Annotated in this window: 24 protein-coding genes and 1 rRNA gene; 23 read left to right on the top strand and 2 right to left on the bottom strand. The window is 70.7% G+C overall.

Features of this window, described 5'->3' with window-relative positions; all coding sequences use genetic code 11:
• Window positions 1-130: 130 nt before the first annotated feature.
• Complete coding sequence (locus VF557_13135) at window positions 131-949, bottom strand: YcnI family protein (protein HEX8081147.1); 819 nt, start codon at window positions 947-949, stop codon at window positions 131-133.
• Between the two features lie 236 nt (window positions 950-1185).
• On the opposite strand from VF557_13135, the gene arcC reads away from it, so the two are divergent.
• From arcC to VF557_13110, 5 genes are all read left to right on the top strand, one after another.
• Window positions 1186-2130 carry a carbamate kinase gene (gene arcC, locus VF557_13130; protein ID HEX8081146.1) on the top strand — a complete coding sequence of 315 codons (945 nt, stop codon included), beginning with the start codon at window positions 1186-1188 and terminating at the stop codon, window positions 2128-2130.
• 97 nt (window positions 2131-2227) lie between these two features.
• Entirely contained in the window at window positions 2228-3337 is a 1110-nt protein-coding gene (locus VF557_13125) for a ring-opening amidohydrolase (GenBank protein HEX8081145.1), read from the top strand.
• A gap of 101 nt (window positions 3338-3438) precedes the next feature.
• Complete coding sequence (locus VF557_13120) at window positions 3439-3702, top strand: phosphoribosyl-ATP diphosphatase (protein HEX8081144.1); 264 nt, start codon at window positions 3439-3441, stop codon at window positions 3700-3702.
• A gap of 6 nt (window positions 3703-3708) precedes the next feature.
• Window positions 3709-4581 carry an ATP phosphoribosyltransferase gene (gene hisG, locus VF557_13115; GenBank protein ID HEX8081143.1) on the top strand — a complete coding sequence of 291 codons (873 nt, stop codon included), beginning with the start codon at window positions 3709-3711 and terminating at the stop codon, window positions 4579-4581.
• Window positions 4565-5080: a PH domain-containing protein gene (locus tag VF557_13110; protein ID HEX8081142.1), complete on the top strand. Its 516-nt coding sequence runs from the start codon at window positions 4565-4567 to the stop codon at window positions 5078-5080. The genes hisG and VF557_13110 overlap by 17 nt, the downstream gene beginning before the upstream one ends.
• A 75-nt stretch (window positions 5081-5155) precedes the next feature.
• Here the strand turns inward: VF557_13110 and VF557_13105 are convergent, their stop codons facing one another.
• Window positions 5156-6703, bottom strand: a complete 1548-nt coding sequence (locus tag VF557_13105; GenBank protein HEX8081141.1) for a C40 family peptidase — start codon at window positions 6701-6703, stop codon at window positions 5156-5158.
• 385 nt (window positions 6704-7088) lie between these two features.
• Here VF557_13105 and infC point away from each other — a divergent pair, with 385 nt between their 5' ends.
• The 18 genes from infC to VF557_13015 all read left to right on the top strand — a co-directional run.
• Window positions 7089-7796, top strand: coding sequence for a translation initiation factor IF-3 (gene infC / locus VF557_13100; protein HEX8081140.1), 708 nt, complete (start codon window positions 7089-7091; stop codon window positions 7794-7796).
• Between the two features lie 78 nt (window positions 7797-7874).
• Window positions 7875-8069, top strand: a complete 195-nt coding sequence (gene rpmI / locus VF557_13095; GenBank protein HEX8081139.1) for a 50S ribosomal protein L35 — start codon at window positions 7875-7877, stop codon at window positions 8067-8069.
• Between the two features lie 83 nt (window positions 8070-8152).
• Window positions 8153-8551 (top strand): 50S ribosomal protein L20, encoded by a 399-nt coding sequence (rplT, locus tag VF557_13090; protein HEX8081138.1) that lies wholly within the window; start codon window positions 8153-8155, stop codon window positions 8549-8551.
• A gap of 11 nt (window positions 8552-8562) precedes the next feature.
• Window positions 8563-9366: an RNA methyltransferase gene (locus tag VF557_13085; GenBank protein HEX8081137.1), complete on the top strand. Its 804-nt coding sequence runs from the start codon at window positions 8563-8565 to the stop codon at window positions 9364-9366.
• A gap of 66 nt (window positions 9367-9432) precedes the next feature.
• On the top strand, window positions 9433-10554 hold the full coding sequence (gene pheS / locus VF557_13080) for a phenylalanine--tRNA ligase subunit alpha (GenBank protein ID HEX8081136.1): 1122 nt from the start codon (window positions 9433-9435) through the stop codon (window positions 10552-10554).
• The gene (gene pheT, locus VF557_13075; GenBank protein ID HEX8081135.1) at window positions 10554-13046 is read left to right on the top strand and encodes a phenylalanine--tRNA ligase subunit beta; all 2493 of its coding nucleotides are present in this window, start codon (window positions 10554-10556) and stop codon (window positions 13044-13046) included. The genes pheS and pheT overlap by 1 nt, the downstream gene beginning before the upstream one ends.
• A 131-nt stretch (window positions 13047-13177) precedes the next feature.
• Window positions 13178-14185, top strand: a complete 1008-nt coding sequence (locus VF557_13070; protein HEX8081134.1) for a hypothetical protein — start codon at window positions 13178-13180, stop codon at window positions 14183-14185.
• Window positions 14186-14273: 88 nt separating this feature from the next.
• Window positions 14274-15290, top strand: a complete 1017-nt coding sequence (gene argC, locus VF557_13065) for an N-acetyl-gamma-glutamyl-phosphate reductase (GenBank protein HEX8081133.1) — start codon at window positions 14274-14276, stop codon at window positions 15288-15290.
• Entirely contained in the window at window positions 15287-16438 is a 1152-nt protein-coding gene (gene argJ / locus VF557_13060) for a bifunctional glutamate N-acetyltransferase/amino-acid acetyltransferase ArgJ (protein HEX8081132.1), read from the top strand. Before argC ends, argJ begins: the two co-directional genes overlap by 4 nt.
• Window positions 16435-17388, top strand: coding sequence for an acetylglutamate kinase (gene argB / locus VF557_13055; GenBank protein ID HEX8081131.1), 954 nt, complete (start codon window positions 16435-16437; stop codon window positions 17386-17388). Before argJ ends, argB begins: the two co-directional genes overlap by 4 nt.
• Window positions 17385-18617, top strand: a complete 1233-nt coding sequence (locus tag VF557_13050) for an acetylornithine transaminase (GenBank protein ID HEX8081130.1) — start codon at window positions 17385-17387, stop codon at window positions 18615-18617. Before argB ends, VF557_13050 begins: the two co-directional genes overlap by 4 nt.
• The gene (gene argF / locus VF557_13045; protein HEX8081129.1) at window positions 18614-19537 is read left to right on the top strand and encodes an ornithine carbamoyltransferase; all 924 of its coding nucleotides are present in this window, start codon (window positions 18614-18616) and stop codon (window positions 19535-19537) included. Before VF557_13050 ends, argF begins: the two co-directional genes overlap by 4 nt.
• On the top strand, window positions 19538-20074 hold the full coding sequence (locus tag VF557_13040; protein ID HEX8081128.1) for an arginine repressor: 537 nt from the start codon (window positions 19538-19540) through the stop codon (window positions 20072-20074). It abuts the gene before it with no gap.
• A gap of 42 nt (window positions 20075-20116) precedes the next feature.
• Window positions 20117-21319, top strand: a complete 1203-nt coding sequence (locus VF557_13035) for an argininosuccinate synthase (protein ID HEX8081127.1) — start codon at window positions 20117-20119, stop codon at window positions 21317-21319.
• Window positions 21316-22749 carry an argininosuccinate lyase gene (gene argH, locus VF557_13030; protein HEX8081126.1) on the top strand — a complete coding sequence of 478 codons (1434 nt, stop codon included), beginning with the start codon at window positions 21316-21318 and terminating at the stop codon, window positions 22747-22749. The genes VF557_13035 and argH overlap by 4 nt, the downstream gene beginning before the upstream one ends.
• Before the next feature lie 23 nt (window positions 22750-22772).
• The gene (locus tag VF557_13025) at window positions 22773-23408 is read left to right on the top strand and encodes a DNA-3-methyladenine glycosylase (GenBank protein ID HEX8081125.1); all 636 of its coding nucleotides are present in this window, start codon (window positions 22773-22775) and stop codon (window positions 23406-23408) included.
• The gene (tyrS, locus tag VF557_13020; protein ID HEX8081124.1) at window positions 23405-24667 is read left to right on the top strand and encodes a tyrosine--tRNA ligase; all 1263 of its coding nucleotides are present in this window, start codon (window positions 23405-23407) and stop codon (window positions 24665-24667) included. The genes VF557_13025 and tyrS overlap by 4 nt, the downstream gene beginning before the upstream one ends.
• A gap of 606 nt (window positions 24668-25273) precedes the next feature.
• Window positions 25274-26066 (top strand): 16S ribosomal RNA (locus tag VF557_13015); the annotation flags it as partial.

Below are 26066 nucleotides of genomic sequence, written 5' to 3'. Positions count from 1 at the left end.
ACGGCTTCAAAGTATCCTAAATCGGACAAAATAGATGAGAGCGACGGTCTAATCGTTATCCGACCGGCGCGCTGATCCGACGGCGATCACCGTCCGGCGATCATCGTCTGGTGGTCAGGCCGCCCGGCGGTCAGGCCGCCCGGTTGGCGCGCCTGCGAAACAGGACAGCAGCCAGCGCCACGCCGCCGAGCAGGACGCCGAGGGCGCCCAGCACGATCGCGGTGTTGGTGCCGCTGCCGCCGTCCGAACTGCCGGACACGGTCAGCTGGGACTGGCTGGGAGTCGCCGATGCCGTGCTGCCGGCAGGCGCCGTGCTGGCGGCAGGCGCCGAGCTGGCAGGTGGTGTCGTGGTGGCGGCCGGCGGGGTGCTGCTGGGTGCGCCGGCCGGGCTCGTCGCACTCGCCGCCGCCAACTTCAGGACGGGCGCCGGGTGCTCGAGCTCGGTGGTGCTGCCCGCGGCGGCTTCCTCGATCCACGAGACGACCTCGCCGTCGCTGTAGGTCTGGATCGCCTTGAAGGTCATCGTCGGGGCCTTGGGCAGCGGTCCGGCGTTGATCGTGAACCGGCTGAACTCACCCGGTTTGATCCCGCTCTGGGCGCTGGCGGCCTTCCATTCGATGACGCTGACCGCCTCGGTGACCCTGGAGCCACCGGAGCTGATCGGAGTCGCCAGCTTCGCCTTGGTGAGCGTGTACGTCCAACCCTTGGTCGGCCGCACCGACACCGAGGCCAGCGGCTGGCCGGGCGGCAGCTGCACCTTCACCCCGGTGGTGCTCGCGGTGTCGGACTCGTTGGGGACCCTGAACGTCAGGTTGGCGTACCCGCCCTGGACCGCGGCCGGGCTAGAGACGCTCACGTGGGCCGCGGCGGCGCCGGCGCCGAGAAAGCCGGCCACCCAGGCGCCGAGCAGGACGACCACGATGCTTGGCCCCCGGCGATAGCGCCTCATGAGGTTCTCCTTCTGTCATCACTTCGAACGTCCGAGCGGCAAGGGTGCGCCGCGTTAGTCATTCGGAACGCTCGGCTGGTTCCTGGCCGGGGTGGAGCGAGACGTGGCTCACACCCGGTGGTCGCCGCCGCTGGTGCTGACAACGCCCGGCAGTTGGGCGATGATCGCCGGTGCCGGATGCCCCACGCCTTGGCAGAGTGGCGGCACGGAGCGATGTCGTCGAAGGAGGACGCCTCATGCGGGTGGTGATCGCGGTGGGCGGCAACGCGATGACTGCGGCCGACGGCTCGGCCCGCCCGCAGGACCAGCAGGCCGCCATCGAGGTGGCCGTCGAGCCGATCGCCGAGCTGATCCGGGCCGGCCATCAGGTGGTGCTGACGCACGGCAACGGCCCGCAGGTGGGCAACCTGCTGGTCAAGAACGAGCTGGCCGCCTCGGTGGTGCCGCCGGTGCCGCTGGACTGGTGCGGCGCCCAGACCCAGGCGACCGTCGGCCTGCTGATCCTCAACGCGCTGGACCGCGCCCTGGCCGCCCGGGACCTGCCGGCGCGCACCGCGGTCGTCGTCTCCCGCACCGAGGTCGCTGCCGAGGATCCCGCGTTCAGCAGCCCGTCCAAGCCGATCGGGCGCTATCTCAGCCAGGCCGAAGCAGCCGTGATGATCGGCCACGGCCAGCACTGGCAGGACCGCGGCGAGCGGGGCTGGCGCCGGGTGGTCGCCTCGCCGGAGCCGCTGCGCTGCCTGGACGCGCCAGCCGTGCTGGTGTTGCTGGCCGCCGGCTTCGCGGTGGTGTGCTCCGGTGGCGGCGGCATCCCGGTGGTGGCCGACGGCAGTCCTGGTGGGCACCGCGGCGTCGAGGCGGTCATCGACAAGGACCTGACCGCCGCCCTGCTGGCGACCTCGCTGGCCGCCGACCGGCTGGTGATCGCCACCGACGTCGAGCATGCGGTGCTCGGCTGGGGCACCGACAACCCGGTGCCGCTGACCGGCGTCGAGGTCGGCGACCTGGAGGCCCTGCTCGCCGAGGGCGCCTTCGCCAGCGGCAGCATGGGGCCGAAGGTGAGCGCCGCCTGCCGGTTCGCGCGCCGCAGCGGCAAGCCGGCGGCCATCACCTCCTTGGGTGCCATCGCGGGTGCGCTGGCCGGGGTGGCCGGCACCATCGTGCATCCTGAGTCCTCCTGACCTGGCAATCGCTGGACCTGACAATCGCTCGTCCCGAGAATCGCTCGACCCGACAATCGCTCGTCCCGACAATCGCTCGACCTGACAAGGAGAACCGATGCCTGACCCGATTGAGGTACGCAAGGTCGCGTTGCACAGCGTGTCCGATGCCAGCGAGTTCACGGCGCTGATCACCGACGGCGTGCTCGAGGCCGACCGGGTGGTCGCGGTGATCGGCAAGACCGAGGGCAACGGCGGCGTCAACGACTACACCCGGATCATCGCCGACCGGGCCTTCCGCGAGGTGATCATGGCCCACGGCAGCCGGTCCGCCGAGCAGGTCAAGCAGATCCCGATCGTCTGGTCCGGCGGCACCGACGGCGTCATCTCCCCGCACGCCACCATCTTCGCCACCACCGATCCGGCATCGGCCCCGGCCACCGATGAACCCCGGCTGACCGTCGGGTTCGCGATGAGCGAGGTGCTGGCGCCCGAAGACATCGGCCGCACCGCCATGATCAGCAAGGTGGCGGCCGCCGTCACCGAGGCGATGGGCAAGGCCGGCATCACCGACGTCGCCGACGTGCATTACGTCCAGACCAAGACGCCGCTGCTGACCATCGACACCATCCGCGACGCCAAGAGCCGCGGCCACGACGTCTTCACCGAGGACACCCTGCACTCGATGGACGTCTCCAACGGCTGCACCGCCCTCGGCATCGCGGTAGCCCTGGGCGAGATCGAGATGCCCGCCGACGCCGACGTCATGCGGAACCGGTCGCTGTTCTCCTCGGTGGCCTCCTGCTCCTCCGGGGTCGAGCTGGACCGGGCCCAGGTGGTGGTGGTCGGCAACGCCCGCGGGATCGGCGGCCGGTACCGGATCGGGCACAACGTGATGTCCGACGCCCTGGACGCCGACGGCATCTGGGCGGCGATCCGCGACGCCGGCCTGGACCTGCCCGAGCGCCCGCATAGCTCCGACCTCGACGGCCGGCTGGTCAACGTCTTCCTCAAGTGCGAGGCCAGCCAGGACGGCGCCGTCCGCGGCCGGCGCAACGCCATGCTCGATGACTCCGACGTGCACTGGCACCGCCAGATCAAGGCGGCGGTGGGCGGGGTGGCCGCCTCGGTCACCGGAGACCCGGCCGTGTTCGTGTCGGTGTCGGCCGCCCACCAGGGCCCGGACGGCGGCGGCCCGGTGGCGGCGATCATCGACGCCGGCGCCTGATCCGTCCGCGCGGCCACCGAGCGGCCGGACACGCCGCTCGGTGGCCCCTGCCGGCCCCCGGTTCGGCTCTGCGGGCCCGCCGGGTCGTAGGCTCAGCGGCGATGAAGACCTTCGACCAACTCTTCGCCGAACTGACCGGGCGCCAGGCCGACCGGCCGGCCGGCTCGGCGACCGTGACGGCCCTGGACGACGGCGTCCACGCCCAGGGCAAGAAGGTGCTGGAAGAGGCGGCCGAGGTCTGGATGGCGGCCGAGCACGAGTCCGCGGACCGGACCGCGCAGGAGATCAGCCAGCTGCTCTACCGCGTCCAGGTGCTGATGCTGGGCAAGGGCCTCACCCTCGATGACATCTACCGGCACCTGTAGACGCCCGTGTCCGCCGATCTGAACGCCACCGACCTGCTGCGGGTCGCCGTGCCGAACAAGGGCTCGCTGGCCGAGCCGGCCAGTGAGATGCTGCGCGAGGCCGGCTACCGCCAGCGCAACGACAACCGCGAACTGGTGCTGCAGGACCCGGACAACAGCACCGAGTTCTTCTTCCTCCGCCCCCGTGACATCGCCCTGTACGTCGGCTCGGGCCGGCTGGACGTCGGCATCACCGGCGAGGACCTGCTGCTGGACTCCGGCGCCAAGGCCGAGGTGATCCTGCAGCTGGGCTTCGCCAGCTCGACCTTCCGGTTCGCCGCCGACATCGGCTCCAGCAAGAGCCTGACAGACCTGCGCGGGCGCCGGATCGCGACCGCCTATCCGGGCCTGCTGTCGCACTACCTCGCCGAGCAGGGCGTCGAGGCGGAGGTGATCAAGCTCGACGGCGCGGTCGAGACCGCCGTCCGGCTCGATGTCGCCGACGCGATCGCCGACGTGGTCGAGACCGGAACCACGCTGCGCGCGGCCGGGCTGGAGATCTTCGGCGAGCCGCTGTTCCGGTCCCAGGCGGCGCTGGTCCGGCGCACCGGGGCGGCCTCGTCGTCCGCGGTGGAGCAGTTGGTGCGACGGTTGCAGGGCGTGATGATCGCCCGGCAGTACGTGCTGATGGACTACGACATCGCCGATCACCTGGTCGAGCGGGCGGTCGCGGTCACTCCGGGCTTCGAGTCCCCGACCGTCTCGCCGCTGCGCACCGCGGGCTGGTCGGCGGTGCGCTCGATGGTGCCGCGCCGCGACACCAACCGCATCATGGACGAGCTCTGGGAGATCGGGGCGCGCGCCATCCTGGTCACCGACATCCATGCCTGCCGGTTATGACGAGCGCAGCCGGCAGGGCCGCGCGATGACCGAGCCGGCGGCCCACGACACTTCTGAGACCCGGACTCCGCGGCAGGTCAGCGCCCGGCCGGTCCGGGCCACTCCGATCGCGGTGCTGGCCGCCGTGGTGGTGCTGGCCCTGTTCGGCTTCGCCGCGGTGATCCTGCGCAGCACCGCCGACGGCTTCAGCTTCAGCACCGCCGACCAGTTCGGCATCGCCGGCACCGGCCTGCTGGCCGCTCTCGGCATCCTCTCGGTGACCCGGCCCCGGCTGCGCGCCGACGCCCGGGGCGTGGACTGCCGCGGCTTCTTCGGCGGCTACCGGCACGTGGACTGGGCACTGGTCACCGCGATCGAGTTTCCACCCAAGGCCCGGTTCGCCCGGCTGGTGCTGCCCGGTGACGAGCTGATCACCCTGTACGCCGTCCAGCGGGGGGACGGCGAGCGCAGCGTCCGGGTCATGCAGGGGCTGCGCGCGTTGCACGCCGCCTCCCGCTGAGCCGCGCGCCGATCAGGGCACGCGGCTACAGCCAGGCAGGACGGCTACGGCGGGGACGGGCTCAGGCAGGACGGCTCAGGCGTGGGTGAAGCTGCCGAAGGTGGCGGTCCTGTCCCAGATCGCCTGGGACCGGACGCCGCCGGCCGGGTTCGTGGCGGCGACCGTCATGCCGGGCCCGGTGTAGATCCCGACGTGATAGACGCTGCCGGTGTTGTCGGAGTAGAAGACCAGGTCACCCGGCACCGCTCGAGCGGCCGGGATCATCCGGGCCGCCCGGAACTGGTCCTGGGCGATCCGCGGGGTGCTGAGCGCGGCCGCGGTCCGGTAGCTGTACTGCACCAGCCCTGAGCAGTCGAAGCCGGCCGGGCTGGCGCCGCCCCAGACGTAGGGCTTGCCGATGAACGTCTTGGCCAGAGTGACGATCTTGGTGTTGGCGGCCGGGGTCGCCGGCGCGGGGCCGGGCAGCATCGTCACCGCCGGGGTGCTCAGCGCCGCGCAGCCGAGCAGCTTGTTGTTCCCGACACCGATGTTCAGCGCCCACAGGCAGACGTTGTGCGAGCCGGTGCTGGCAGGGATGGAAAAGGAGTAGCCGGCCGCCGGGCCGACCTGGGGCTGGCTGCTGAGAAGGTCCGGTCGGGGCACCGAGGCGGTCACAGTGGCGGCCACCGCGCCATCGAGGTAGGCCACCACCTTGATCGAGGCAGCCCGGTTGTCCGGGTCGGAGGCCCAGCCGCGGACGCCGATGCTGGTGGCGCTCTGGGCGCGGGTCGCCTCCAGCGCTCCCTGCGGGCTGCGGGCCGCGATCTCGGCGGCGGTCAGCCCGACGGAGACCTTGAGGCAGGCGCCGAGCTGCCGGTTGACCCCGACGCCGATGTTGACGGCCGCCGCGCAGACCAGGTGGTTTCCGTCGCGCAGCGTGATGGTGACCGAGTACCCCTGGTTGCCGCCGACGTTGCGGGACAGCGCGATGTCAGGCCTGGACACCACCTTCGCCGAGGTGATGACCGCGGCGCTGCCGTTGTACCCGGCGTTGATCTTCAGCGGCTGGGCCAGGTTGTCCGGGTCGGCCGCCCAGCCGGTCAGGGTGACGGTGTTGCCGCTGGCGCTGACCTTCTCCAGCGCTCCGAACGGGCTGCGAGCGGCGATCTCGGCGGCGGTCGGGGTGCTGCCGATCGGCGCGGGCACCACCACCGTCCGGCAGCCGAGCGAGGTGTCGCCACCGGCTGAGATGTTCACGGCCGTGACGCAGACCGTGTGGCTGCCCGGCTGGGCCGCCAGCGTCATCGCGAAGCCCGGTGTCGGACCGGTGGAGAGGGCCTTGACCACGTCCGGACGCGACACCGCGGTGACGACCTGACCGGCGCCGGCTCCGTCCAGGGTGGCCCGGACGGTCAGCGGCAGCGCCAGGTTGTCGGGATCGGCGGCCCATCCCTGGACGCTGATGGCGGTGGATCCGCTCGGGATCACCTGGTCCAGGTAGCCGATCGGGTCGCTCGGGGTTGCGGCGAGAGCCACGGACTGGACGCCGCCGAAGGCTGCCAGGCCGGCTATCACGGTGGCGACGGCGGCCTTGCCGGCCAGTCCGAGGATGCGGGAACGGGGCGGGGTGCAGCGTCGGGTCACGTCAAGACTTCCCTGTCGACTTACTTCACGGCCCCCCGCGCGTTAAGGCACAGTAAACCGAATGTGCGGCGTGGCGCGAGTTGTTTGCCGAAATCAGTGGTTCAATCCGGCACCCGACAGGCCAACATCATAATAAGCCGGACTTTTCATCCGGCTCCTGGCCGGGCTGGGGCGCGTCGGGTGCGCCTGACCGTTTGGGTGCTCGGTGCTCACGCTGCTACCCTTCACACGCGACCCGTCAGTTCCGTGCCCGCAAGGCACGAGCCGGCGTGCAAGCGGAAGCCCCGGTTTCCCACCCGCGCAGCCTCACGGCAGCCGGGTTCGGTCCAGCACCGCCTCACGGCGGTGCCAGGCGGTACCCGTTGTTCCGGCATCAGCCGGTCCTTTGGGCGCTGTCCGGATCGCGGAGATCTCCGGCCCCGACTGCATCGGTTGCAGCGGGGCCGTTGTCATTGTCGCCAGTGCCTTATCCAGCACTCGCGGCAGTGCGGCAGCCTCCATCCAGCAGCACAACCTAGGAGGCCCCATCAGCTCTGAACCCCGGATCAATGACCGGATTCGCGTTCCCGAGGTCCGACTCGTCGGGCCCGAGGGCGAGCAGGTCGGCATCGTGCCGATCGGCAAAGCCCTCGAACTGGCCGCCGAAGCCGACCTCGACCTCGTCGAGGTGGCGCCGATGGCGCGGCCACCGGTCTGCAAGCTCATGGATTACGGCAAGTTCAAGTACGAGAGCGCGCAGAAGGCCCGCGAGGCCCGGCGCAATCAGGCACTGACCGTGATCAAGGAAATGAAGCTCCGTCCGAAGATCGACCCGCACGACTACGAGACCAAGAAGGGTCACGTCGAGCGGTTCCTCAAGCAGGGTGACAAGGTCAAGATCACGATCATGTTCCGTGGTCGCGAGCAGTCCCGGCCAGAACTCGGGTTCCGGTTGCTGCAGAAGCTGGCTGAGGACATCACCGAACTCGGCTTCGTGGAGTCATCGCCCAAGCAGGACGGCCGCAACATGGTCATGGTCGTTGCTCCGCATCGCAGCACCAAAGCAGCTAGCCGCCCCGCAAAGACCGTCGAGGAGCAAGCGCCGCAGGCCTAGGCCACCAGCCCAGAGCCGTCGGCACTGGTTCCGCCGGCCATCCGGACAGATGGCCGGCACTCACGAAGAAGGATTCCTATGCCTAAGAACAAGACCCACTCGGGGATGAAGAAGCGCGTCAAGATCACCGGCAGCGGCAAGTTGCTGACCGAGCGCGCGGGTAGGCGCCACCTGCTGGAGCGCAAGTCCTCCAAGCTCACCCGGCGCCTGGCCGGCACCGAAACGATCGCAGCCGTCGACGTCCCGCGCGTCAAGCGCATGCTCGGCCGCTGATCCAACCCGCAGATCGTCCCCGCTGAGCCGCTGGCCGGACACCCCGGACCTCCAGCTCGGCCTGATGAACAAGGACTACCAACGTGGCACGCGTCAAGCGGGCGGTAAACGCCCAGAAGAAGCGCAGGACGACCCTCGAAGCGGCCTCGGGTTACCGGGGCCAGCGTTCGCGGCTGTACCGCAAGGCCAAGGAGCAGTTGCTGCACTCGGCGACGTACTCCTACCGCGACCGCAAGGCGCGCAAGGGCGACTTCCGCAAGCTGTGGATCACCCGGATCAACGCGGCCGCCCGCGCCAACGACATGACCTACAACCGCTTCATGCAGGGGCTGCGGTTGGCCGGCGTCCAGGCCGACCGCAAGGTGCTGGCCGACCTCGCGGTCACCGACGCCCCGGCGTTCGCGGCGCTGGTCGCGGTCGCGAAGAAGGCTGTCGAGGCTGAGGGCATCGGCGGCGCCGCCGCCCAGACGCCCGCCGCGTAATCGCGCGGTCGGTGCTTTCCGACTCCAACGCCCGGCTCGTGGCGGCCCGACGACTGACCAGTCCTCGGGGCCGCCGCGAAGCCGGGCGGTTTCTTGCCGAGGGCGTGCAGTCGGTCCGTGAGGCGTTGCTGCGCCCCGGCACGGTGCTCGAGGTGTTCGCCACGGCGGCGGCTGCCCAGCGCCACGCCGACGTGCTCTCCCACGCCGCCGCCGGATCGGTGGCCGAGATCAGCGACCGGGCCGCCGCCTCGTTGAGTGAGACCGTGCATCCGCAGGGCCTGGTCGCGGTCTGCGCCACCCTCGACGTCAGCCTGGCCGACGCGCTGGCCAGAAAACCGCGGCTGGTCGCGATCCTGGTCGAGGCCAATGACCCCGGCAACGCCGGCGCCATCCTGCGCACCGCCGACGCAGCGGGCGCCGACGCGGTGCTGTTCACCGGCGACTCGGTGGACCCCTACAACGGCAAGGCCGTCCGGGCCGCCGCCGGCAGCCTGTTCCACCTCGACGTGGTCACCGGCCTGGACCCGGCCGCCGCGATCGCCGAGTGCCGCGCGGCCGGCCTGCTCACCCTGGCCACCACCGCAGCGGCCGACCTGGATCTCGACGAGCTGACCGATCAGGGCATGCTGCGCGGCCGGACCGCCTGGATCTTCGGCAACGAGGCCAGGGGGCTGCCCGCCGACCTGCTGCGGGCGGCCGAGCGGTCGGTGCGGGTGCCGGTGCACGGCCGGGCCGAGAGCCTGAACCTGGCCGCCGCCGCCGCCGTCTGCCTGTACGCCTCGGCACGGGCAAATCGGCTTCAGCCGCTCTCCTAGACTGCTAGTCAGCTCCCCTCGGGGCTAATGACCCCAGTCGAATGACCCAGTCGAAGAAGGACTTCCATGTCTGGCGCCAATGACCCCTATGACCCCAAGCAGGTCGCCGCGCTGAGCCCGGCCGCCCTGGCAGCGGGGGTCGCCCAGGCGCGCGAGGCTCTGGCCAAGGCCGCTGACCTGGATCAGCTGCGGGCCGCCCAGGCCGCCCATGTCGGTGACCGGTCCCCGCTGGCGCTGGCCAACCGCGAGATCGCGGCGCTGCCGCCGGCCGCGAAGTCCGACGCCGGAAAGCGGGTCAACGCCGCCCGCACCGAGGTCCGGCAGGCCTACGCCGCCCGGCTGGCCGAGCTCGAGGCCGAGCGCGACGCCCGGGTGCTGCTCGAGGAGTCGGTCGACGTGACGCTGCCCTGGGACCGCCGGATCACCGGTGCCCGGCACCCGCTGACCACCACCCAAGAGCTGATCGGCGACGTCTTCACCGCGATGGGTTGGGAGGTCGCCGAGGGACCGGAGGTCGAGGCGGAGTGGTTCAACTTCGACGCCCTGAACATCGGCGTCGACCACCCGACCCGGACCCTGATGGACACCTTCTTCGTGGCCGCGCCGGACGGCTCGGCCGACAGCGGCCTGGTGCTGCGCACGCACACCTCGCCGGTGCAGGCGCGGGTGATGCTCACCCGCAAGCCGCCGATCTACGTCATCTGCCCGGGCAAGGTCTTTCGCACCGACGAGCCGGACGCCACTCACTCGCCGGTGTTCCACCAGGTGGAGGGCCTGGTGATCGACAAGGGCATCACCATGGCGCACCTCAAGGGCACCCTGGACCACATGGCCCAGGCCTTCTTCGGCCCCGGGATCGTCACCCGGCTGCGGCCGTCCTACTTTCCGTTCACCGAGCCGAGCGCCGAGCCCGACCTGCTGTGCTTCGTCTGCCGCGGTGAGTCCGCCGGAAACCCCAACCGGCCGTGCCGCACCTGCGACAGCGAGGGCTGGATCGAGTGGGGCGGCTGCGGCATGGTCAACCCGCGGGTGCTGCGGGCCTGCGGCATCGACCCCGAGGTCTACTCGGGCTTCGCCTTCGGAATGGGAATCGAGCGCACCATGATGTTCCGGAACAACGCCGCCGACCTGCGCAACATCGTCGAGGGCGACGTCCGGTTCACCCAGGCCTTCGGAATGGAGGCCTGATGCGCGCGCCGGTGTCCTGGATCGCGGAGTTCGCCGCGCTGCCGGCCGGGCTGAGCGGGCCGGCGCTGGGCGAGGCGCTGGTCCGGGTCGGGCTGGAGGTCGAACGGGTCTCCTCGCCGGCCGACGGGGTCAGCGGGCCGTTGCTCATCGGCCGGGTCAGCTCGATCGAGGAACTCTCCGAGTTCAAGAAGCCGATCCGGTACTGCCTGGTCGACGTCGGTGAGCCGGAGCCGCGCGGCATCGTCTGCGGCGCTCGCAACTTCGCCGAGGGCGACCTGATCGTGGCGGCGCTGCCCGGTGCGGTGCTGCCCGGGCCGTTTCCGATCACGGCCCGCCAGACCTACGGCCGTATCTCGGACGGCATGATCTGCTCGGCCCGCGAACTGGGCCTGGGTGAGGAGCACTCCGGGATCCTGGTGCTGCCGCCGGACTGCGGACAGCCCGGCCAGGACGCGCTGGACGCGCTCGGCATGCGGGACGCGGTGCTCGACATCGCCGTCACCGCCGACCGCGGCTACTGCCTGGCCGTCCGGGGATTGGCCCGGGAGGCGGCCGCGGCGCTGGACGTGGCGTTCTCCGACGTGCGCGCGCCGGCCGCCGACCCAGGCGCCGCCCCGGGCTACCCGGTGTCGGTCTCGGACCCGGCCGGCTGCGACCGGTTCGAGGTGCGGGCGGTGACCGGGCTCGACGCCCGGCGCCCGACGCCGGAGTTCATCGCCCGGCGGCTGCGGGCCTGCGGGATGCGCGGTATCTCGCTGGCCGTGGACATCACCAACTACGTGATGCTCGAGACCGGCCAGCCGCTGCACGGCTATGACCAGGCGTTGCTGACCGGCCCCATCGGGGTGCGCCGGGCCGAGCCGGGGGAGAAGCTCACCACCCTGGACGGCGCGGTCCGGTCCCTGGACGCCGAGGACCTGGTCATCACCGATGACCGCGGCCCGATCGGGCTGGCCGGCGTGATGGGCGGCGCGGCCACCGAGCTGTCCTCCGACACCCGCGACGTGCTGCTCGAAGCGGCCCACTTCGACCCGGCGTCGATCAGCCGGGCGGTCCGCCGGCACAAGCTGCCCTCCGAGGCCGCCAAGCGCTTCGAGCGCGGCGTCGACCCGGCGATGGCGGCAGTGGCGTTGCAGCGCTGCGTCGACCTGCTGATCGAGCACGGCGGGGCCACCGCGGTCGCCGGCGGCACGGTGGTCGGCGACGGGCCGGAGCCGCTGCCGATCACGCTGCCGGCGGCTCGGCCCGGTGAGCTGGCCGGAACGCCGATCGCCACCGAGGCCGTCCGGCGTCGGCTGGAGCAGGTCGGCTGCCAGGTCGCGATGGCTGCTGGAACCGGTCCGGACTCCGCTGAGACGGTGCTGTCGGTGACCCCGCCGACCTGGCGTCCGGACCTCACCGATCCGGCCGACCTGATCGAAGAGGTGGTGCGGCTGGAGGGCTATGACAAGGTGCCCTCGGTGCTGCCCACCGCGCCCGCCGGACGCGGCTGGACCGCCGAGCAGCGCCTGCGCCGGTCGGTCTCCCGGGCGCTGGCCGAGGCCGGCTACACCGAGGTGATCAACTACCCGTTCGTCTCGCCGGCCGTCCACGACACCTTCGGCCTGCCGCCGGATGCGAGCAGGCGGCAGGCGCTGCGGCTGGCCAACCCGATCTCGGAGACCGAGCCGGAGCTGCGCACCTCGCTGCTGCCGGGGCTGCTGGCCAACCTGAGCCGCAACCTGGGCCGGGGCAACCGGGAGCTGGCGGTCTTCGAGATGGGCCTGGTCTACCTGCCGGCCGAGAGCACCGATCCCGCGCCCCGGCCGAGCGTCGAGCACCGGCCCAGCGACGCCGAGCTGGCCGCGCTCGCCCGGACCGTCCCGGTCCAGCCCCGGTACCTGGCGACCGTGCTGACCGGTGACGTGGAGCTGCCGGGCTGGTGGGGGACCGGCCGGGCCGCCTGCTGGGCTGATGCCATCGAGTCCGCCCGGCTGGTCGCCCGGGAGGCTAGGCGGGAGCTGCAGGTCCGCAAGGCCGACGTCGCGCCGTGGCACCCGGGCCGCTGCGCGCAGTTGCTGCTGGACGGCGAGGTGGTCGGCACTTCCGGCGAGTTGACGCCGCGGCTGATCGCGGCTCTGGACCTGCCGGCGCGCACCTGCGCGATGGAGCTGAACCTTGACGCCTTCGGCCCGCCGCCGCCGGCCCAGGCGCCGGTGCTGTCCGGTTACCCGCCGGTGCTGCTCGACCTGGCGCTGGTGGTGGCGGAAGGGGTGCCGGCCGCCGAGGTGCTGGCGGCGGTCCGCGACGGCGCCGGCGAGCTGCTGGAATCGGCCCGGTTGTTCGACGTCTACACCGATGACCAGCGGCTGGGGGCCGGGTTGAAGTCGCTGGCGTTCGCGCTGCGGTTCCGGGCTTTCGACCGAACCCTGACGGTGGAGGAGGCGACTGCCGCACGCGACGCGGCGATCGCCGAGGCCGGGTCGCGGCTGGGCGCTGTGCTGCGCGGCTGAAAGCTCAGGGTGCAGGCTGCCTGGCGGGGCGGATCTGAAACGTCGAAGGCCTCGCCAGAGCGGCGGAGATTGCCCAGGAGATACGCCCGGTGTTAGTTTTTGCGTGCCCATCTCTGATCGGAGACGCCGCTGTGACTCATTCGCACGCCTCCCGTGACCGGGCCGGGCAGCAGGTGCGCGGCGAGTGCCGCGACCACGCCGAGCCCACGACCGAGCAGCCCACCACCGAGCAGCCCCGGCCGCGTACGGTGGCGCTGACCGGCCTGGCGGTCTCCGCCGGCGGCGCCCAGGTGATCCGACGGCAGAGGGCCGACGCCGTCAGCTACGCCAAGGCCAACACCATCGACATCACCGTCAGCATGCAGACGGTCACCAACTACGTCAACGAGGTCACCAACGACAAGGACCTGCGCAAGGGGTTGCTCGAGGCCTGGAATCGAGACTCCCAGGATCGGTGGGTCATCGACACCCCGGCCGACCTTCTGGACGCCTCGACCAACCCGTTTCACCACACCAACTTCCAGCAGTACAAGGACTTCACCAAGACCAGCCAGGGGGTGTCGGTCGACGCCTTCGGCGGCCCGATCAGCGCCGTGTACAAACGGGGCGCGCCGAAGCTGGGCTCCAATGCCAAGAACTGGGGCAAGAGCAAGCTCGGTGACACCTACCAGAGCTACGTGGAGGGCCTGCGCAGCGGCGGCGAGTCCGACAGCGACATCGCCCAGGCCCTGCTCGACTTCGACGAGTCGGCGCTGGAAACACAGCTCGAGCTGCGTGCCGCGGCCATGATGACGGTCACCGTGTACCTCGCCGAGGAGTGGCGCAAGCAGGGCGCGGCCAAGATCTACCGCGCCAACCTGCGGCTGATCGCGGCCGGCACGAAGACCTTCGACGACTTCCTGGAGACCTTCAAGTTCATCGAGAGCGCCGATGCGGGTCGCAAGCAGGTCGGCGGGTTCTACGACGTGTTCAACGGCGACGCCGACCGCGCTGACATGGACACCGAGGACGGCGCGATCTATGACGTGATGTCCCCGCAGCGCGAGGATGACTACAGCAGCGAGGACGAGATGCGCACCGAGGACAAGAAGAACCTGAAGGGCAAGCGGCTGTACGCCAAGAAGCACAGCAAGAAGTGAGCGACCGCACGACCTGATTTCCGACCCATCATTGTGAGCCGCTAACCCGGCATCGCATTTATTTGCGTGAACATGCATAATGTTTCGCATGGGTATCTCCGTCGCCGTCGCCGGTGCCAGTGGCTACGCCGGCGGCGAGCTGCTCCGGCTGCTGGCTGGCCATCCGGACCTCGACGTGGTCGCGGCCACCGCTCACTCCCAGGCCGGCCAGCCGGCCACCGACACCCACCCGCACCTGATCAGCTACCGCGACCTGGTGTTCAGCGACACCTCGGCCGACGTGCTGGCCGGCGCGGACCTGATCTTTCTGGCGTTGCCGCACGGCGCCTCGGCGGCCCTGGTCGCCCAGCTGCCGGACCGGTCCAAGGTGCTCGACCTGGGCGCCGACTTCCGGCTGGCCGACGCCGACGCCTGGCAGCGGTACTACGGCGGCCCGCACGCCGGAACCTGGACCTACGGCCTGCCCGAACTGCCCGGACGGCGGGCGGTGATCGCCGCCAGTGACCGGGTGGCCAACACCGGCTGCTACGCGGTCTCGGTCATCACCGGGCTGGCGCCGCTGATCGCGGCCGGCGTGGTGGAGGCCGAGGATGTCGTGGTGGTGGCCGCCTCGGGCACCTCCGGGGCCGGCCGCTCGGCCAAGATCGCGCTGCTGGGCAGCGAGGTGATGGCGGACCTGTCGGCCTACAAGGTCGGCGCGCACCAGCACGTCCCCGAGATCCTGCAGGCCACCGGCGCCCGCACCCTGTCGATGACGCCGGTGCTGGCGCCGATGGCCCGTGGCATCCTGGCCACCGTGACCGCCCGGCCCAGCTCGTCCGGGCTGCGGGTCGAACAGGTGCGCGAGGTGCTGGCCGAGGCCTATGCCGACGAGCCGTTCGTGCACCTGCTGCCTGACGGGCGGCAGCCGCACACCGCGGCTACCCTGGGGTCGAACTCGGTGCAGCTGCAGGCCGCGGTGGACCTCAACTCCGGGCGGGTGATCCTCACCAGCGCCCTGGACAACCTCGGCAAGGGCGCGGCCGGCCAGGCGATCCAGAACGCGAACCTGATGCTCGGCCTGGACGAGACCGCCGGCCTGTCCGCCAACGGGGTCGCTCCGTGAGCGTCACCGCCGCCGGAGGCTTCCGGGCGGCCGGGATCGCCGCCGGCCTCAAGACCAAGGGCCCGGACCTGGCGCTGGTGATCAACGACGGTCCGCTGCAGGCCGCCGCGGCGGTGTTCACCGCCAACCGGGTCAAGGCCGCGCCGGTGCTCTGGTCGGCGCAGGTGGTCGGCGACGGCATCGCCCGGGCGGTGCTGGTCAATTCCGGCGGCGCGAACGCCTGCACCGGCCCGGCCGGCTTCGCCGACACCCATGCCAGCGCCGAGCGGGTCGCGAAGCTGATCGACGCGGGCGCCGCCGACGTGCTGATCTGCTCGACCGGCCTGATCGGCGAGCGGTTGCCGATGGACAAGCTGCTGCCCGGCATCGACCAGGCGGTCACCGCCCTGGGCGCTGACGGCGGCCTGGACGCGGCCGAGGCGATCCGCACCACCGACTCGGTGGCCAAGACCGCGATCGTCCGGCACCCCGACGGCTGGACGGTCGGCGGGATGGCCAAGGGTGCCGGAATGCTGGCGCCGAGCCTGGCCACCATGCTCTGCGTCCTGACCACCGACGCGGCGGTGGACGCGCCGATGGCCGACGCCGCCCTGCGGACCGCGGTCTCGAGCACCTTCGACCGGCTGGACGCCGACGGCTGCATGTCCACCAACGACACGGTGGTGCTGATGGCAAGTGGCGCCTCCGGGGTGGCGCCGTCGCAGGCCGAGCTGGCGCAGGCGGTGCACGCGGTGTGCGCCGAACTTGCCGCGCGGCTGCTCGCCGACGCCGAAGGCGCCACCAAAGAGGTCGAGATCGTGGTGTCCGGCGCGGCCGACGAGGACGACGCGGTGCAGGTCGGCCGCGCGATCGCCCGCAACAACCTGCTCAAGTGCGCGCTGTTCGGCAACGACCCGAACTGGGGACGGGTGCTGGCGGCGATCGGCACCACCACCGCGGTGTTCGAGGCCGACCAGCTCGACGTCTCGATCAACGGCGTCGAAGTCTGTCGCGGCGGCGCGGCCGGCGAGAGCCGGGAGCTGGTCGACCTGACCGGACGCCAGGTCCGGATCGACGTGGCGCTGCACGCCGGGGCCGCCACCGCCACCATCTACACCAACGACCTCTCGCACACCTACGTCGAAGAGAATTCGGCGTACTCCTCATGAGCCGGCCGGCCCAGCCGAACAAGCCGTCCAAGCCGGTGGTCTCGGCGCAGGTGGCCGCCCAGCAGGCCGCCACCCTGATCGACGCGCTGCCCTGGCTGCAGCGCTTCTCGGGCAAGGTCGTGGTGATCAAGTACGGCGGTAACGCGATGATCGCGCCGGAGCTGCAGCGCAGCTTCGCCGAGGACGTGATGTTCCTGCGCTACGCGGGCGTGCGGCCGGTGGTCGTGCACGGTGGCGGGCCGCAGATCACCGAGCACCTGCTGCGCCTCGGCATCCCGAGCGAGTTCCGGGGCGGCCTGCGGGTCACCACGCCCGAGGCGATGCGGGTAGTGCGCATGGTGCTGGTCGGGCAGGTCAACGGTGACATCGTGAACCTGATCAATGACCACGGCGCGTTCGCCGTCGGGCTGTCCGGCGAGGACGCCGGCATGCTCCGGGCCGAGCGGCGGCCGGCCCTGGTCGACGGGGCGCCGGTGGACATCGGCCAGGTCGGTGACGTGGTGGCGGTCGATCCCAGTGCGGTGACCGCGCTGCTGGACGCCGGCCGGATCCCGGTGATCGCCGGCGTGGCCCGGGGCGCGGACGGGTTGTCCTACAACGTCAACGCCGACACCGCGGCAGCCTCGCTGGCGGCGGCGCTGGGCGCTGAGAAGCTGATCGTGCTCACCGACGTGGCCGGGCTGTACTCGGACTGGCCGCGCAGCAGCGAGGTCATCACCGAGATCACGGCAAGCCAGCTGGCGGCCCTGTTGCCCGGCCTGGCCGCCGGGATGGTGCCGAAGATGGAAGCCTGCCTGCGGGCGGTCCAGGCCGGCGTGCCGTCGGCGACCGTCATGGACGGCCGGGCCCCGCACGCGTTGTTGTTGGAGATCTTCACCACCGAGGGGATTGGAACCATGGTGCTGCCAGACCCGGGCCCGGACGCCGTCGCGAACCGGAGGAACTCATGACCAGCGAGCTGCTGGCCAAGCGCTGGGCCGGGGTGATGATGGACAACTACGGCACCCCGCAGCTGGCGCTGGCCGCCGGCCACGGGGTCCGGGTGAGCGATGTCGAAGGCGGCAGTTACCTCGATTTCGTGGCCGGCATCGCGGTCTCGGCCCTGGGCCACGGCCACCCCGCGATCGTGGCGGCGGTCAGCGAGCAGGTGGCCGCGCTGGCGCACAGCTCGAACCTGGTCATCCACGAGCCCGGCGTCCTGCTCGCCGAGAAGTTGCAGTCGCTGACCGGCGATCCGACGGCCCGGGTGTTCTTCGCCAACGACGGCACCGAGGCCAACGAGTGCGCGATCAAGCTGAGCCGGCTCTACGGCCGGTCGGTGGATCCCAGCGGCGGCCGGCTGGGCCTGGTGGCGGCCAGCAACAGCTTTCACGGCCGCACCATGGGCGCGCTGGCGATCACCGGCAATCCCAGCAAGCGCGAGCCGTTCGAGCCGCTGCCCGGGCCGGTCACCTTCGTCGACTACGGCGAGGTCGAGGCACTGCGCGCCGCGGTGGACTCCCACGTCGCGGCGGTCTTCCTCGAACCGACCCAGGGCGAGGCCGGGGTGGTGCCACCGCCGACCGGCTACCTGCGGGCCGCCCGCCAGATCTGCGACGAGGCCGGGGCGCTGCTGGTGATCGATGAGATCCAGTCCGGCATCGGGCGCACCGGGCACTGGTTCGCCAGCATCGCGGACGGGGTGACACCCGACATCCTGACGCTGGCCAAGGGCCTCGGCGGTGGGCTGCCGATCGGCGCCTGCATCGGTTTCGGCAAGGCGGCCGGGCTGTTCACCCCCGGCTCGCACGGCAGCACCTTCGGCGGCAACCCGGTGTGCTGCGCGGCCGCGCTGGCAGTGCTGGAGACCATCGAGCGGGATGACCTGCTGGGCCACGTCCAGCGTTGCGGCGCCGTCCTGGAGGCGGGGCTGCGCGCGCTGGACAGCCCGCTGATCCAGCAGGTGCGCGGCAGCGGTCTGTGGTTCGGCGTGGTGCTCACCTCCGACTGCGCGGCCGTGATCGAGCAGGCGGCTCGCGAGCGGGGGCTGCTGGTGAACCCGGTCCGGCCGAACGTCCTGCGGCTGGCGCCGCCGCTGATCGTCACCGAGTCCGAGGTGGAGCAAGCGCTGCACGCTCTGCGCGCCGCGATCGAGGCTGTGCGGGCCGATCAGGCGGATCGGGCAGACTCCTACGGATGACCCGGCATTTCCTGCGCGATGACGACCTCAACCCGGACGAGCTGATCGAAGTGCTCGACCTCGCCGACGAGCTGAAAGCCGACCGGTTCTCCCGCCGCCCGCTGGCCGGGCCGCGGGCGGTGGCGGTCATCTTCGACAAGCCCTCGACCCGCACCCGGGTCTCCTTCAGCGTGGGCATCGCCGAACTCGGCGGCTACCCGCTGATCATCGAGTCCGAGGACAGCCAGCTCGGCCGCGGTGAACCGATCGAGGACACCGCCCGGGTGCTGGACCGGCAGGTGGCCTGCATCGTGTGGCGGACCTTCGAACAGGACCGCTTGAGCGCCCTGGCGGCTGCCAGCTCGGTGCCGGTGGTCAACGGCCTGACCGATGACTTCCACCCGTGCCAGATCCTGGCCGACCTGCAGACCATCCGGCAACACAAGGGAAGGCTGGCCGGCCTGACGGTGAGCTATGTGGGCGATGCCTCCAACAACATGGGCAACTCCTACCTGCTGGGCAGCGCCGCGGCCGGCATCCACATCCGGATCGGCGGGCCGGCCGGCAACCTGCCGGACCCGGTGATCGTGGACCGGGCCCGGGCGGTGGCGGCGGGCACCGGCGGCTCGGTGACGATCACCTCCGACCCGCTGGCCGCGGTCGAGGGCGCCGACGTCCTGATCACCGACACCTGGGTGTCGATGGGGCAGAAGCCGGATGAGGCGGGTTCGGATGAGGCGTTGCGGCCGTTCGCGATCACCGCGCAGAGCCTCGAACGTGCCGCGAGCGGTGCTATCGTGCTGCACTGCCTGCCCGCCTACCGGGGCCAGGAGATCACGGCCGAGGTGATCGACGGACCGCGGAGCGTGGTCTGGGATGAGGCGGAGAATCGCTTGCACACCCAGAAGGCATTGCTCACCTGGTTGCTGGAAAGGTCCTAGATGGCACGCACCGCACGGCAGGAGCGGGCAGCTGCCGGCCAGCACGACCTGCCCAGCCGGGCGGCGCGGCATGCCCGGATCCTGACCCTGCTGTCCGAGCAGCCGGTGCGTTCGCAGAGTGAGCTCGCGGCGCTGCTGGCCGACGCCGGGGTGCCGGTCACCCAGGCGACCCTGAGCCGGGACCTCGACGAGCTCGGAGCGGTGAAGCTTCGCACCCCGGACGGCGGCCAGCCGGTGTACGTGGTGCCACAGGACGGCGCGCCGCTGGCGGCTCGGCTGGTGCACGACGCGCCGCCGCAGCGGCTGGCCCGGTTGCTCGGTGACCTGCTGGTCTCGGCAGAGGCCAGTGGCAACCTGGTGGTGTTGCGGACCCCGCCGGGCGCCTCGAACTTCCTAGCCAGCGCGGTGGACCGGGCGGGGCTTCCCGAGGTGCTGGGCACCATCGCCGGCGATGACACCATCGTGGTGATCAGCCGCGACCCCGCCGGCGGCCCCGCGCTGGCCGCCCACCTGCTCGAACTGTCCACTTCCACCTGACACACCTGCCAACTGACAAGAATCTGTAAAGGGAGACATTGAATGAGCAAGCGGGTAGTGCTCGCCTACTCCGGCGGCCTGGACACCTCGGTGGCGATCGGCTGGATCGCGGCTGAAACCGGCGCCGAGGTGATCTGCGTGGCAGCCGATGTCGGCCAGGGTGGCGAGGATATGGAGGACATCCGGCAGCGAGCGCTGGACTGCGGCGCCGTCGAGTCGGTGGTGCTGGACCTCAAGACCGAGTTCGCCGAGGAGTACTGCCTGCCGGCGCTGCGAGCCAATGCCCTGTACCTGGAGCGTTATCCGCTGGTCTCGGCCTTGTCGCGTCCGGTGATCGCCAAGCACCTGGCGCTGGCGGCCAACCAGTACGGCGCGGACACCGTCGCCCACGGCTGCACCGGCAAGGGCAACGACCAGGTCCGCTTCGAGGTCGGCATCGGCGCCATCGCCCCTGCCCTGAAGGTGATCGCCCCGGTCCGCGACAGCGGCATGACCCGTGACAAGGCCATCGCGTTCGCCGAGGAGCGGGGATTGCCCATCGACCAGTCCAAGCGCTCGCCGTACTCGGTCGATCAGAACTTCTGGGGACGCGCGGTGGAGACCGGCAGGCTGGAGGACCCGTGGAACGCCCCGGGTGAGGACGTCTACTCCTACACCGCCGACCCGACAGTCAGCCGCGAGCCGGACGAGGTGCTGATCAGCTTCGAGAACGGCGTGCCGACCGCTGTCGACGGCAGGTCGGTGACGGTGCTCGAGGCGATCCTGGAGCTGAACGAGCGCGCCGGCGCCCAGGGCGTGGGCCGGCTCGACATGGTCGAGGACCGGCTGGTCGGCATCAAGAGTCGAGAGGTCTACGAGGCGCCCGGCGCCATCGCGCTGATCACCGCGCACCAGGAGCTGGAGGACCTGACGGTCGAGCGAGACCTGCGGCGGTTCAAGTTCTCGGTCGAGCAGCGCTGGACCGAGCTGGTCTATGACGGGCTGTGGTTCTCACCGCTGCGGCACGCTCTGGACGAGTTCGTCGAGTCCTCGCAGCAGTACGTCACCGGTGACATCCGGCTTCGGCTGCACGGTGGCCGGGCGGTGGCGACCGGGCGGCGCGGCGAGGGCTCGCTGTACGACTTCGACCTGGCTACCTACGACACCGGGGACACCTTCGACCAGAGCCTTGCCAAGGGCTTCGTGCAGCTCTGGGGCCTGCCGAGCCGGATCGCGGCGCGGCGGCAGCAGCGGCTGGGCAAGTGAGCGATGCCCCGCAGCCGGCCGGTGACCGGCCGGGCGGGCAGTTGTGGGGCGGCCGGTTCGCCGGCGGCCCCGCTCCGGAGCTCGCGGCGCTGTCGCTGTCGACCTCCTTCGACTGGCGGTTGGCCCGCCATGACATCGCCGGCTCCCGGGCGCACGCCCGGGTGCTGCACCGCGCCGGGCTGCTGACCTCCGACGAGCTGACCGGCATGCTGGCGGCCCTGGAGTCACTCGCCGCCGACATCTCCTCCGGCGCGTTCGGCCCGGACCCTGACGACGAGGACGTCCACAGCGCTCTGGAGCGCGGCCTGCTGGAGCGGGCCGGGCCCGACCTGGGCGGGCGGTTACGGGCCGGGCGCTCGCGCAACGACCAGATCGCCACCCTGATCCGGATGTACCTGCGCGAGCAGGCCCGGGTGCTGGCCGGCCAGCTGTGCGGGCTGGTGGCCGCCCTGGCCGAGCAGGCGCGGCGGCACCTGGGGGTGGCGATGCCCGGGCGCACCCACCTGCAGCACGCCCAGCCGATCCTGCTGTCCCATCACCTGCTGGCGCACTGCTGGGCGATGCTGCGCGACGTGGACCGGCTGCGGGACTGGGACGCCCGCGCCGCGGTCAGCCCGTACGGCTCCGGCGCGCTGGCCGGCTCGTCGCTGGGCCTGGACCCCCAGGCGGTGGCGGCCGAGCTGGGTTTCGACTCGGCGGCCGAGAACTCCGTCGACGCCACCTCGGCCCGGGATGTGGTGGCCGAGTTCTGCTTCGTCACCGCGATGCTGGCGGTCGACCTGTCGCGGCTGGCGGAGGAGGTCATCCTGTGGGCCACCAAGGAGTTCTCCTTCGTGACGCTGGACGACGCCTACTCCACGGGCTCGTCGATCATGCCGCAGAAGAAGAACCCGGACGTCGCGGAGCTGACCCGGGGCAAGGCCGGCCGGCTGATCGGCAACCTCGCCGGCCTGCTGGCGACCTTGAAGGGCCTGCCGCTGGCCTACAACCGCGACCTGCAGGAAGACAAGGAGCCGGCCTTCGACTCGATCGACAACCTGTCACTGCTGCTCCCGGCGCTCACCGGCATGATCGCCACCCTGGTCTTCGACACCGAGCGGCTGGAGTCCCTGGCTCCCCAGGGCTTCTCGCTGGCCACCGACGTGGCCGAGTGGCTGGTTCGCCAGGGGGTGGCCTTCCGGGTGGCGCACGAGCTGGCGGGGGAGTGCGTCCGGCTCTGCGAGTCCCGCGGTGTGGAGCTGGCCGAGCTTTCCGACTCCGACTTCGCCGGGATCTCCGAGCACCTCACTCCGCAGGTCCGTTCGGTGCTGAGCGTGGCCGGATCGCTGAACAGCCGCTCGGCCCACGGCGGCACCGCGCCGGCCCGGGTCACCGAGCAGCTCGGCCGGCTGCGCGAGGTGCTGGCCGGCCACCAGGAGTGGGCTGGATAGCGCCGGTTGGCACACTGTCCGGTGTGAGCATCGATCGCGAGCTGCTGGCCCGGCCGGCGCTGCAGGTGGCGCCGGCGCTGCTGGGCGCGACTCTGCTCAGCAGGATCGCCGGCGCCGAGGTGCTGGTGCGGATCACCGAGGTCGAGGCCTATGAAGGCTCGCTCGACGCCGCGTCGCACGCCTACCGGGGCCAGACCAAGCGCAACGCGGTGATGTTCGGCGAGGCCGGCCGGCTGTACTGCTACTTCGTCTACGGCATGCACTGGTGCGCCAACGTGACCTGCGGGCAGCCCGGCACCGCGGCGGCGGTGCTGTTCCGGGCGGCGGAGATCCTCGACGGCGAACCGGTCGCGCAGGCCCGGACGGCGACCGCGGCGCGCCTGGGCGCGGGAAAGCTGGCCAGCGGACCGGCCCGGCTGGCCCGGGTACTCGGGCTGAGCGGCGAATGCACCGGCCTGGACCTGCTGGACCCCCGCTCGCCGGTCCGGCTCACCGGCCTCGGGCCGCCGGCTGACTACCGCACCGGTCCGCGGGTCGGGGTGGCAGCCGCCGCCGAGCACCCGTGGCGGTTCTGGTTGCCGGAGGAGCCCAGCGTGTCGGCCTACCGTCCGGGCGGTAGGAAACGGATTGCCGGCACCCGGCAGACTGGACCATCGTGAGCACCGAATCCGAGGAGTCGCTGATCGACTCGTTGCCGCCTGAACTGCGCGCGGCCCATGAGGTGCTCGCCGCCGGCGCGGCGCAGATCCTGCCCGCGAACGGCCTGGCCGAGCGATTGCTGGCCGCCGCCCAGGAGCGCCGGCCGCTGCGGGTGAAGCTCGGTATCGACCCCAGCGGCAAGGACCTCACCCTGGGGCACGCGGTGGTGCTGCGCAAGCTGCGCCAGTTCCAGGACTACGGGCACCTGGCCGTGCTGGTGGTCGGCGGTTTCACCGGCCAGGTGGGCGATCCGTCCGGCAAGACGGCCACCCGGTCGGCGCAGAGTGCCGAGCAGGTGATCGCCAACTCCCAGGGCTACTTCGACCAGGTGATGAAGGTCCTGGACCCGGCCCGCACCGAGATCTGCGACAACGCCGACTGGTTGGGCTCGATGGGCCTGGCGCAGCTGCTGGGCTACACCCGCCAGCTGACCGTGGCCCAGTTGCTGGAACGCGACGACTTCGCCAAGCGGTTCGCCGCCAACACCCCGATCACCCTCTCGGAGTTCTTCTACCCGTTGCTGCAGGGAATCGACTCGGTCGAGATACGCGCCGACATCGAGCTCGGCGGGACCGACCAGACCTTCAACAACCTGGTGGGCCGGGTGTTGCAGAAGGCGGCGGGCCAGCCTCCGCAGGCGGTGCTGACGGTGCCGTTGCTGGTCGGGATCGACGGCGTGGAGAAGATGGGCAAGTCGCTCAACAACTTCATCGCGATCGCCGAGCCCGCCACGGAGCAGTTCGGCAAGCTGATGCGGATCCCGGATCCGGTCGTGGAGCTGTACGCGAGCTTGTGCACCATGCTGCACCCGTCCGAGGTGCGTGAGCTGGCCGCCGAGGTCGCCGCGGGAGGAGCGCGGGCCAACCAGGCCAAGCGCCGGGTGGCCCGCGAGATCGTCACGCTCTACCACGACGCGCAGTCCGCGGCTGCCGCCGAGGAGCGGTTCAACTCCATCTTTCGCGACCATCAGCTGCCCACCGACGCCCCGGTCTTCAGCACCCGGCTGTCGGAGCAGGTGCACCTGCCGGCGCTGCTGACCGCCGCGGGCCTGGCCGAGAGCAGCTCGGCTGCCCGGCGGCTGATCGACGCCGGAGCGGTCAAGGTGGACGGCGTGCCGGTGAGCCGGGGCGGCTACGAGCTCCCGGCCGCCGAACTGGCCGGCCGGCTGTTAGCCGTCGGCAAGCGGAAGGTGGTCCGGATCACTGCTGAGCGGGACTGAATCAAGGCAGGGTCTGGTTGTAATCTGCAGAACGGATCAGGCCTGTCAGCACTCCCAAGCCAGGATTTGACCTGCGCAGGAGGGCCAGCTACTGTTTCGTCTGCACGGCGAACGGAGCCCGAATGCGGGGGCCGGCCGGGCGGGCCGCCAGGTGGCAGGATCCTCGGATCGAGAGCTACACTGGTTGGTGCGGGCCGAGCAGATCACTTTGACTCTGCGAAACGGACCGATTAGCATGAGACGCCGCCAGGTAGCGGATCCACGGATCTAGCAGGTCTTCGGATCGAGCTACACTGGTCAGGCACGGGCCGAGCGAGTCAGTTTGACTCAGCGAAACGGACCGACTAGCGTTACATAGGTTGCCCCAGAGTGAGCCGAGAGGTTCCCGAAGGTGTGCGTCCGCTCCTTGAGAACTCAACAGTGTGCCGAAAGTTAGTGCCATAAAAAGCATTACCTCGTCCGTGATCACCGGCTTCGGTTGGTGCTCATGTACGAATTTCTTTGATTGATACGAGCAAGCTAGCTCGGATTGGTCAGCTATCAAATGGCTACTTCGGTAGCTTTTCTGTGTCGACAATGCCGCTAAAGCGGCCAAGTCATAAAACATTCACGGAGAGTTTGATTCTGGCTCAGGACGAACGCTGGCGGCGTGCTTAACACATGCAAGTCGAGCGACGCTCCTCCTTCGGGAGGATGACGGAGCGGCGAACGGGTGAGTAACACGTGGGCAACCTGCCCCTAGCTCTGGGATAAGCCCGGGAAACCGGGTCTAATACCGGATATGAGATCGGAAGGCATCTTCTGACCTGGAAAGTTTTTCGGCTAGGGATGGGCCCGCGGCCTATCAGCTTGTTGGTGAGGTAACGGCCCACCAAGGCGACGACGGGTAGCCGGCCTGAGAGGGCGACCGGCCACACTGGGACTGAGACACGGCCCAGACTCCTACGGGAGGCAGCAGTGGGGAATCTTGCGCAATGGGCGAAAGCCTGACGCAGCGACGCCGCGTGAGGGATGACGGCCTTCGGGTTGTAAACCTCTTTCAGCTCCGACGAAGCGAAAGTGACGGTAGGAGCAGAAGAAGCACCGGCCAACTACGTGCCAGCAGCCGCGGTAATACGTAGGGTGCAAGCGTTGTCCGGAATTATTGGGCGTAAAGAGCTCGTAGGCGGTCTGTCGCGTCTGCTGTGAAAATCCAGGGCTCAACCCTGGACCTGCAGTGGGTACGGGCAGACTAGAGTGCGGTAGGGGAGATCGGAATTCCTGGTGTAGCGGTGAAATGCGCAGATATCAGGAGGAACACCGGTGGCGAAGGCGGGTCTCTGGGCCGATACTGACGCTGAGGAGCGAAAGCGTGGGGAGCGAACAGGATTAGATACCCTGGTAGTCCACGCCGTAAACG

Source organism: Jatrophihabitans sp., assembly GCA_036389035.1.
Taxonomy (GTDB): domain Bacteria; phylum Actinomycetota; class Actinomycetes; order Mycobacteriales; family Jatrophihabitantaceae; genus Jatrophihabitans_A.
The sequence above is the reverse complement of the archived record's forward strand: the minus strand, read 5'-3'. Positions and strand labels throughout refer to the sequence as shown.

Coding starts and splice junctions, on each gene's coding strand:
- VF557_13135 (HEX8081147.1), bottom strand. CDS start 949: ATGAGGCGCTATCGCCGGGGGCCAAGCATCGTGGTCGTCCTGCTCGGC.
- arcC (HEX8081146.1), top strand. CDS start 1,186: ATGCGGGTGGTGATCGCGGTGGGCGGCAACGCGATGACTGCGGCCGAC.
- VF557_13125 (HEX8081145.1), top strand. CDS start 2,228: ATGCCTGACCCGATTGAGGTACGCAAGGTCGCGTTGCACAGCGTGTCC.
- VF557_13120 (HEX8081144.1), top strand. CDS start 3,439: ATGAAGACCTTCGACCAACTCTTCGCCGAACTGACCGGGCGCCAGGCC.
- VF557_13110 (HEX8081142.1), top strand. CDS start 4,565: ATGCCTGCCGGTTATGACGAGCGCAGCCGGCAGGGCCGCGCGATGACC.
- rpmI (HEX8081139.1), top strand. CDS start 7,875: ATGCCTAAGAACAAGACCCACTCGGGGATGAAGAAGCGCGTCAAGATC.
- pheS (HEX8081136.1), top strand. CDS start 9,433: ATGTCTGGCGCCAATGACCCCTATGACCCCAAGCAGGTCGCCGCGCTG.
- pheT (HEX8081135.1), top strand. CDS start 10,554: ATGCGCGCGCCGGTGTCCTGGATCGCGGAGTTCGCCGCGCTGCCGGCC.
- argC (HEX8081133.1), top strand. CDS start 14,274: ATGGGTATCTCCGTCGCCGTCGCCGGTGCCAGTGGCTACGCCGGCGGC.
- argB (HEX8081131.1), top strand. CDS start 16,435: ATGAGCCGGCCGGCCCAGCCGAACAAGCCGTCCAAGCCGGTGGTCTCG.
- VF557_13050 (HEX8081130.1), top strand. CDS start 17,385: ATGACCAGCGAGCTGCTGGCCAAGCGCTGGGCCGGGGTGATGATGGAC.
- argF (HEX8081129.1), top strand. CDS start 18,614: ATGACCCGGCATTTCCTGCGCGATGACGACCTCAACCCGGACGAGCTG.
- VF557_13040 (HEX8081128.1), top strand. CDS start 19,538: ATGGCACGCACCGCACGGCAGGAGCGGGCAGCTGCCGGCCAGCACGAC.
- VF557_13035 (HEX8081127.1), top strand. CDS start 20,117: ATGAGCAAGCGGGTAGTGCTCGCCTACTCCGGCGGCCTGGACACCTCG.